Source organism: Caballeronia novacaledonica (assembly GCF_900258035.1).
Classification (GTDB): domain Bacteria; phylum Pseudomonadota; class Gammaproteobacteria; order Burkholderiales; family Burkholderiaceae; genus Caballeronia; species Caballeronia novacaledonica.
On the sequence record NZ_OGTP01000051.1, the window covers coordinates 1 to 6,189 of the forward strand.

Here is a 6,189-nt window from a genome sequence, read left to right on the forward strand (position 1 = left end):
AGAGCACATCGCAAGACACTCAAACCATCACTTCCGTCTTGCGTCGCTGCATCAGCAGCAGAGAAACGAGATTATGAAGAATCTTTTTCTCCTTGTCAACAGTATTTTTGGCTTTCGCTTCAAAATCTGCCGACTTCGGAGGCCACCCGTTTCGCTCGGCGGCCCGTCGTCTTGCGACGAGGGGCTGAATACTAGGTCAAGCAGACGCGAATGACAAGGTGATGAAGCAACTTTTTTTGCGCCTGCTTCAATGCGCCGCTTTCGCCGCTCCAGGGACAAACTCCATCGGTACCGCGGACGCCATCGCCGCGTAGCCCGCATCGCTTGGATGAATGTGATCGCCGCTGTCGTACCGGCGCTGGAGCACGCTCGGTCGCGCGGGATCGCGCAGCGCCTGATCGAAGTCGATCACGCCGTCGAACGCCCTGCTCGAGCGGATCGATTCGTTGACCGCCGTGCGGATCGCTTCCCGATCGGGCGGCAACGAAGCCGGCGTCAGCGTCGCGCCGTAAATCTTGATGCCGCGCTGGTGCGCCTGCGCGATCAGCCGTTGATAGCCGCGCACGAGCGCATCGGCGTTCACTTCGGTGTGCGGCGCGTCGCAGTCGAGTCCGGCGTGCGCGGGCATCGCCATGAAGTTGATGTCGTTGATGCCGATCAGCACGATCACCGCACGCACGCCCGATTGCCGAAGCACGTCGCGCTCGAATCGGCTGACCACCGCTTCGCCGTAACACGGCGAGTTGCTCAGCAGACGATTCCCGCTGATGCCCGCATTCACCACCGCCGTGTGCCCGCCGCCTCTGCGCGCCACCTCTTTGGCGAGCGCATCGGGCCAGCGCCGATTGGCGTTGATCGAAGAGCGCATGCCATCGGTGATCGAATCGCCGATGGCGACAATCGCCTGCGCCGACGGGCTCTCCACCATCACACTCGTCAGCCACGCAAATTGCGTGAAGCGAGTACGGAACGCGCCCGCCGATGCCTCTTCGGTGCGATCGCCCGGCGTCGAGATGTAGTTCACCTGACTCGACACGCGATGCCACGCGACCAGCTTCTGATCCTTCCCCATGAACATGCTGACGGCGACGGGCTGGAAAGCGCCGACGTCGAAATCGACCGTGTCGCTCGTGGCCTGCGCGCCCGGTGCGACGGTCACGCTCTTGCGTCCGCCGAACAGCACGGAACGCGCGCTTCCCGCGCGGATCGCGGCGCCGCTGCCCGCGACGGCACGCGCGACGGTCATCGATTCGACGACGAGCGGCTCCGTCCCGTAAAGATTGCTGATGCGCAGGCGCATCCGTTTGCCGTCCAGTTGCGGATAAATCAGCTGTCGGACGGTTCGCCCGGCAACATCCGGCGCGCGATACAGCGGCGGCAGGTTCGCCAACTGCGGAATCGACTGCAGCGCGGTGCCCCACGCGCTGACCCAATGTTCGTTGGCGGGCGCCTCGGCTGCGTCGGCGGCGAACGCGTTCGGGACGAAATTGCCTTGTGCGACAAGCGCGGCCGCGCAGATCGCGGCGAGAACTCGGAGTTTCATTCAGCGATGGTGTGCGGAAAAGGATCGATTGTGCCTGAAGTGTCACAAAGCTCGCGCCGCAGATTGCCCTCCACGCGAACAAGCTGCAGCAATGGGCCCCAAATAGCCTCACAATGCAGCCAGTTCATTTTTCGCCGGCGCGGTGACTTCCGCGTCAGGCATCTATATAGATATGCAATCGAAAAACTCAGCATCGCAAAACCTCACGTGGGATGAAGACGGCGAAAGCCACTCCGTCCGCTGGAGATCCGAAAGTGGCAATCCGCCGGCGAAGCGCGTCGTCATCGGACATGACCAGATGACGGCCGATCACGCCTACCGGCTCGCCTGCGAGGGCACCGCAATTCTGTGGCGCGGCGATTTCCAGAACGCCCGGCAACTGCTCCAGGCCGTGGCGCGCCGCATCGACAACAAGCCGCGCAAGGAAAAAAAGCCGGCGACGGAGATATCGCCCATCGACGCCTTCAATCTGCATCGCCTCGCGCAATCGCAACGCGCGCGCATCCTCGCGATGCTGGTGCTTCCGCTCGACGAGCAGTACGCCATCCCGCTGCGCCGCGCGCCCGATGTGCGACAGGCGTGCGAAGAGGCTTACGGACCGCCGTCGGATGAGCCGTCGGTCGTGTCCTTGCGGGAAGTACTGGGGCTGATCGGCGCGCACGAGTGGCGCAAAAAGGGCGTGGAGATCGAGGCTGCCGGCGGGCGGATCCATCCCTATTACGGCGTGTTCTCACCGGTTCGCGGCGAATACGTCGATCTGGTGGCGAATCAGCCGCTGCCGTCGAAAGAGCTGGCGTTCGATATCGGCACTGGGACCGGCGTGCTCTCGGCGGTGCTCGCGCGGCGCGGTATCGGGCGAATCGTCGCCACCGACGTCGATACGCGCGCGCTCGCCTGCGCGCGGGAAAACATCGGGCGATTGGGGCTCGATCATCAGGTCGCGATCGTGGAGACCGATATGTTTCCCGAGGGCCGCGCGCCGCTGATCGTCTGCAATCCGCCCTGGCTGCCCGCACGGCCGAGCGCGACGATCGAGCACGCCATCTACGACCCGGACAGCCGCATGCTGCGCGGCTTTCTCGACGGCCTCGCCGCGCATCTGATGCCCGGCGGCGAAGGCTGGCTGATCCTGTCGGACTTCGCGGAGCATCTCGGACTGCGCACGCGCGCCCAGTTGCAGGAATGGATCGACAAGGCCGGCCTGAAGGTCGATGGTCGCATCGACGTCAAGCCGCATCATCCGCGTGCAAGCGATAAATCCGATCCGCTGCACGCCGCGCGCTCGGCGGAAGTGACATCGCTCTGGCGGCTCGTCGCCGCGTAAGCCTTTACGCGCGCTCCGCGAGCCACGCGAGCGCGCCTTCGCCTGCGACGAGTCCGCTCGCGAAACACGCCGTCAGCAAATAGCCGCCGGTCGGCGCTTCCCAATCCAGCATTTCGCCCGCGCAGAACACGCCGGGCAGCGCGCTGAGCATCGAGCGCGCGTCGAGCGCCTCGAATTCGACGCCGCCCGCGCTGCTGATCACTTCTTCGATCGGACGCGGCCGCAGCAGACGCAGCGGCAGCGCCTTGATCCGCGCGGCGAGCGTGTCGAGATCCGCGAATTCGTCCTTGCTCACGCACTCGCGCAGCAAACCCGCTTTCACGCCCGTCAAATGCAGGCGGCTCTGAAGATGACTCGAAATCGATCGCGCGCCGCGCGGATGCAGCACTTCGTCACGTACGCGTTCGACGGAAAATTGCGGCGCGAGGTCGATCAGGATCGTCGCGCCCGCGCCGCCGCTTTCGGCGATCCGATCGCGGATCGGCGCCGACAACGCGTAAATCAGACTTCCCTCGATGCCCTGATCGGTGATCAGACATTCGCCGATGCGCCAATCGGGCGCGCCGTCCACACGCGGCGTGCCGATAGCCACCGATTTGAGCGGCGCGCCCGCGAAACGGCTGCTGAAATGCTCGCTCCAGGCGACATCGAAACCGCAATTCGACGGAACGAAGGGCCGCACCGGCACGCCGCGCGCCGCGAGCACCGGCAGCGCGCGGCCGTCGGAGCCGAGTTGCGGCCAGCTTGCGCCGCCGAGCGCGAGCACGATCGCCTCGTGCCGGACGCGTTTTTCGCCCGAAGGCGTCGCGAACCGTGACATCGACGCGCCTTCCTCCACCCAGCCGAGCCAGCGATGCCGCATGTGAAATGTCACGCCCGACGCGCGCAGCCGATGCAGCCACGCACGCAACATCGGCGCGGCTTTCATGTCGGTGGGAAACACGCGGCCCGAGCTGCCGACGAACGTCTCGACGCCCAAGCCGTGCACCCAGTTCCGTAGCGCGCCGGCATCGAAACGCGCGAGCAGCGGCGCGATATTCGGGCTTCGCGCGCCATAGCGGGCGAGGAACGCGTCGGCGGGCTCGGAATGCGTGAGGTTCATGCCGCCCTTCCCGGCCATCAGAAATTTCCGCCCGACGGACGGCATCGCGTCGAAAACATCAACACGCGCGCCGCCCGCCGCGAGCGCTTCGGCGGCCATGAGCCCGGCCGGCCCTCCGCCGATCACGGCGACATTCACCGATTCGATGTTTTCAACTGACGACATGACCAAATGAAGGAAACGGAACGGAGCGCCATTGTCGCATCGCGCGTCGCCGCGCCGGCTTCGTGCCGAACGAAGCGCGGCTGAAAAGCATTGCGGACGCGTCGTAAGTCATTAAATAACAAAAAAGAATTTGGCCGGCTGCGTTCGGGCCAGTACGATCCGTCGATTCGTTGCATCGACAACTTTTTACGAAATTAGCTGATCATGTCCGTTTCTCTCGCGCCCGAACGCGCTGCTGTCGGCGCCGCCGCCAATGATCCGCGGCCCGTCATCAAAAGTCCCGCCGATGTCTCCGGCCTCGTCAACAGCGGCGCGGCGATGGGCAGCGATGCGCGCGTCGTCGTCGCCATTGCGCTTGGCGGGATTTTTCTCGATGCCTACGATCTCGGCGCGCTCGCGTTCGGCATGAAGGATATCGCCCGCGAATTCTCGCTGACGCCGACTGGTACCGGTTTCGTCGCTGCGGCGATCACGCTCGGCGCGATCATCGGCGCGTTTCTCGGCGGCTATCTCACCGACAAGATCGGGCGCTATCGCGTCTTCATGGCCGACATGTTCTTCTTCGTCGTCGCGGCGATCGCCTGCGCGCTCGCGCCCAACGCGTGGGTGCTCGGCGGGGCGCGCTTCGTGATGGGTCTGGGCGTCGGCATCGATCTTCCCGTCGCGATGGCGTTTCTCGCGGAGTTTTCGCGCCTGCAAGGCCGTGGCAACAAAGCGGCGCGCGTCGCGATGTGGTGTCCGGTCTGGTACGCGGCGATCAGCGTCTCGTATCTGCTCGTGCTCGGCTTGTACGCGGTCTTGCCCGCGCACGAAGCGCACTGGCTCTGGCGTTTGATTCTCGGCTTCGGCGCGGTGCCGGCCATTGCGATCATCGCGATCCGCAGCCGTTACATGAGCGAATCGCCGGTCTGGGCCGCGAATCAGGGCGATCTCAAGGGCGCCGCCGCGATCCTGAAGCGTTCCTACGGCATCGATGCCCGCGTCGACGAAACCGCCGTCGCGCCGCCCAAGGCCCGTCGCGCGACGTGGAGCAACTACGGCGCGCTGCTGCGCGGCGTCTATCTGCGCCGGACCATGCTGGCGACCGTCATGGCGATTGCGTCGTCGTTCGCCTATAACGCCGTCGCGTTCGGATTGCCGGTCATCATTTCGAGCTTCCTCGCGCAATCGATGCTCACGACGATTCTCGCGTCGCTCGCGCTGAATCTGTGCTTCGCGTTCGCGGGCGGGCTGTTCTCCGTGCGCACGGTGCCGAAGTACGGCGCGTGGAAGCTGTCGGTCGTGGGCTACGCGTTCCAGTTGGCGGCGCTCATCGGGCTCGCGATCGTCGGGAAACCGTCGACGGGCGCCGAAGTCGTCATCGCCATCGCGTTTCTCGCCGCGTTCCTGCTCGGACAAGGCGTCGGGCCGGGTTCGCACAGCATGACGTTCGCATCGCTGAGCTATCCGACTTCGCTGCGCGGCGTCGGTGTCGGTTTCAATCAGACGCTGATGCGCGCCAGCTCGACGGTCTCGTTGTTCCTGTTCCCGGTTTTGTCGGCGGCGCTCGGCACGAAGGTGTTCTGGATCATCGCCGTCGCGCCGCTCGCGGGGCTCGTCGCGCTGCTTGCGGTGCGCTGGGAACCGTCGGGCTATGACGTCGACGCCGAAGATTTCGCCGCGCAACAAACGCAATAAGCGCCCACTTTCCCGCTTTGCAGAACGGCGGCGACGTATCGCCGCCGCTTCTCGCTTCTCTCGCCGTCCGGCACGCCTCCTTCGTCTGCACTAGATTGAATAGCGCGTGCATTCGCGCGCCGCTCATGCGGAATTACCCGAGTACGTCTCAAAAACCTATTTACCGACCGTCCGGTCGGTTTATAATCGCCGGACAGCGACTATCCAGGAGCGAGTGCCGCCATGTACACCCAATCCCTCGACCTCCCGAGCCCCACGCAGCCAGACGAAGCGGCCCCATCCGCCGCCGCCGAACAGTCGCGCTTCGACGCCGTGATGCAAGCCGACGGCAAGATCGAAGCGCAGGACTGGATGCCCGAGGCCTATCGCAAGACGCTG

The 6,189-nt window shown here is 64.9% G+C and carries 4 protein-coding genes and 1 pseudogene; 3 read left to right on the plus strand and 2 right to left on the minus strand.

What is annotated here, in order from left to right; all coding sequences use genetic code 11:
• Nucleotides 1-247 precede the first annotated feature (247 nt).
• Nucleotides 248-1,543, minus strand: coding sequence for an SGNH/GDSL hydrolase family protein (locus NOV72_RS31560; protein WP_106858425.1), 1,296 nt, complete (start codon nucleotides 1,541-1,543; stop codon nucleotides 248-250).
• Nucleotides 1,544-1,715: 172 nt separating this feature from the next.
• On the opposite strand from NOV72_RS31560, the gene NOV72_RS31565 reads away from it, so the two are divergent.
• Entirely contained in the window at nucleotides 1,716-2,867 is a 1,152-nt protein-coding gene (locus NOV72_RS31565) for a methyltransferase (RefSeq protein ID WP_106858426.1), read from the plus strand.
• Between the two features lie 4 nt (nucleotides 2,868-2,871).
• On the opposite strand, the gene NOV72_RS31570 is transcribed toward NOV72_RS31565, so the two are convergent.
• Nucleotides 2,872-4,134 carry a TIGR03862 family flavoprotein gene (locus tag NOV72_RS31570; RefSeq protein WP_106858427.1) on the minus strand — a complete coding sequence of 421 codons (1,263 nt, stop codon included), beginning with the start codon at nucleotides 4,132-4,134 and terminating at the stop codon, nucleotides 2,872-2,874.
• A 204-nt stretch (nucleotides 4,135-4,338) separates the two neighbouring features.
• On the opposite strand from NOV72_RS31570, the gene NOV72_RS31575 reads away from it, so the two are divergent.
• Together NOV72_RS31575 and NOV72_RS32955 are read left to right on the plus strand one after the other, a co-directional pair.
• On the plus strand, nucleotides 4,339-5,811 hold the full coding sequence (locus NOV72_RS31575) for an MFS transporter (RefSeq protein WP_106858428.1): 1,473 nt from the start codon (nucleotides 4,339-4,341) through the stop codon (nucleotides 5,809-5,811).
• Between the two features lie 222 nt (nucleotides 5,812-6,033).
• A pseudogene (locus tag NOV72_RS32955) lies at nucleotides 6,034-6,189 on the plus strand (1,2-phenylacetyl-CoA epoxidase subunit PaaA); the annotation flags it as partial.

Excerpts from the sequence above, each read along its gene's own strand:
- NOV72_RS31570 (WP_106858427.1), bottom strand. The coding sequence starts at position 4,134 with ATGTCGTCAGTTGAAAACATCGAATCGGTGAATGTCGCCGTGATCGGC.
- NOV72_RS31575 (WP_106858428.1), top strand. The coding sequence starts at position 4,339 with ATGTCCGTTTCTCTCGCGCCCGAACGCGCTGCTGTCGGCGCCGCCGCC.
- NOV72_RS31565 (WP_106858426.1), top strand. The coding sequence starts at position 1,716 with ATGCAATCGAAAAACTCAGCATCGCAAAACCTCACGTGGGATGAAGAC.
- NOV72_RS31560 (WP_106858425.1), bottom strand. The coding sequence starts at position 1,543 with ATGAAACTCCGAGTTCTCGCCGCGATCTGCGCGGCCGCGCTTGTCGCA.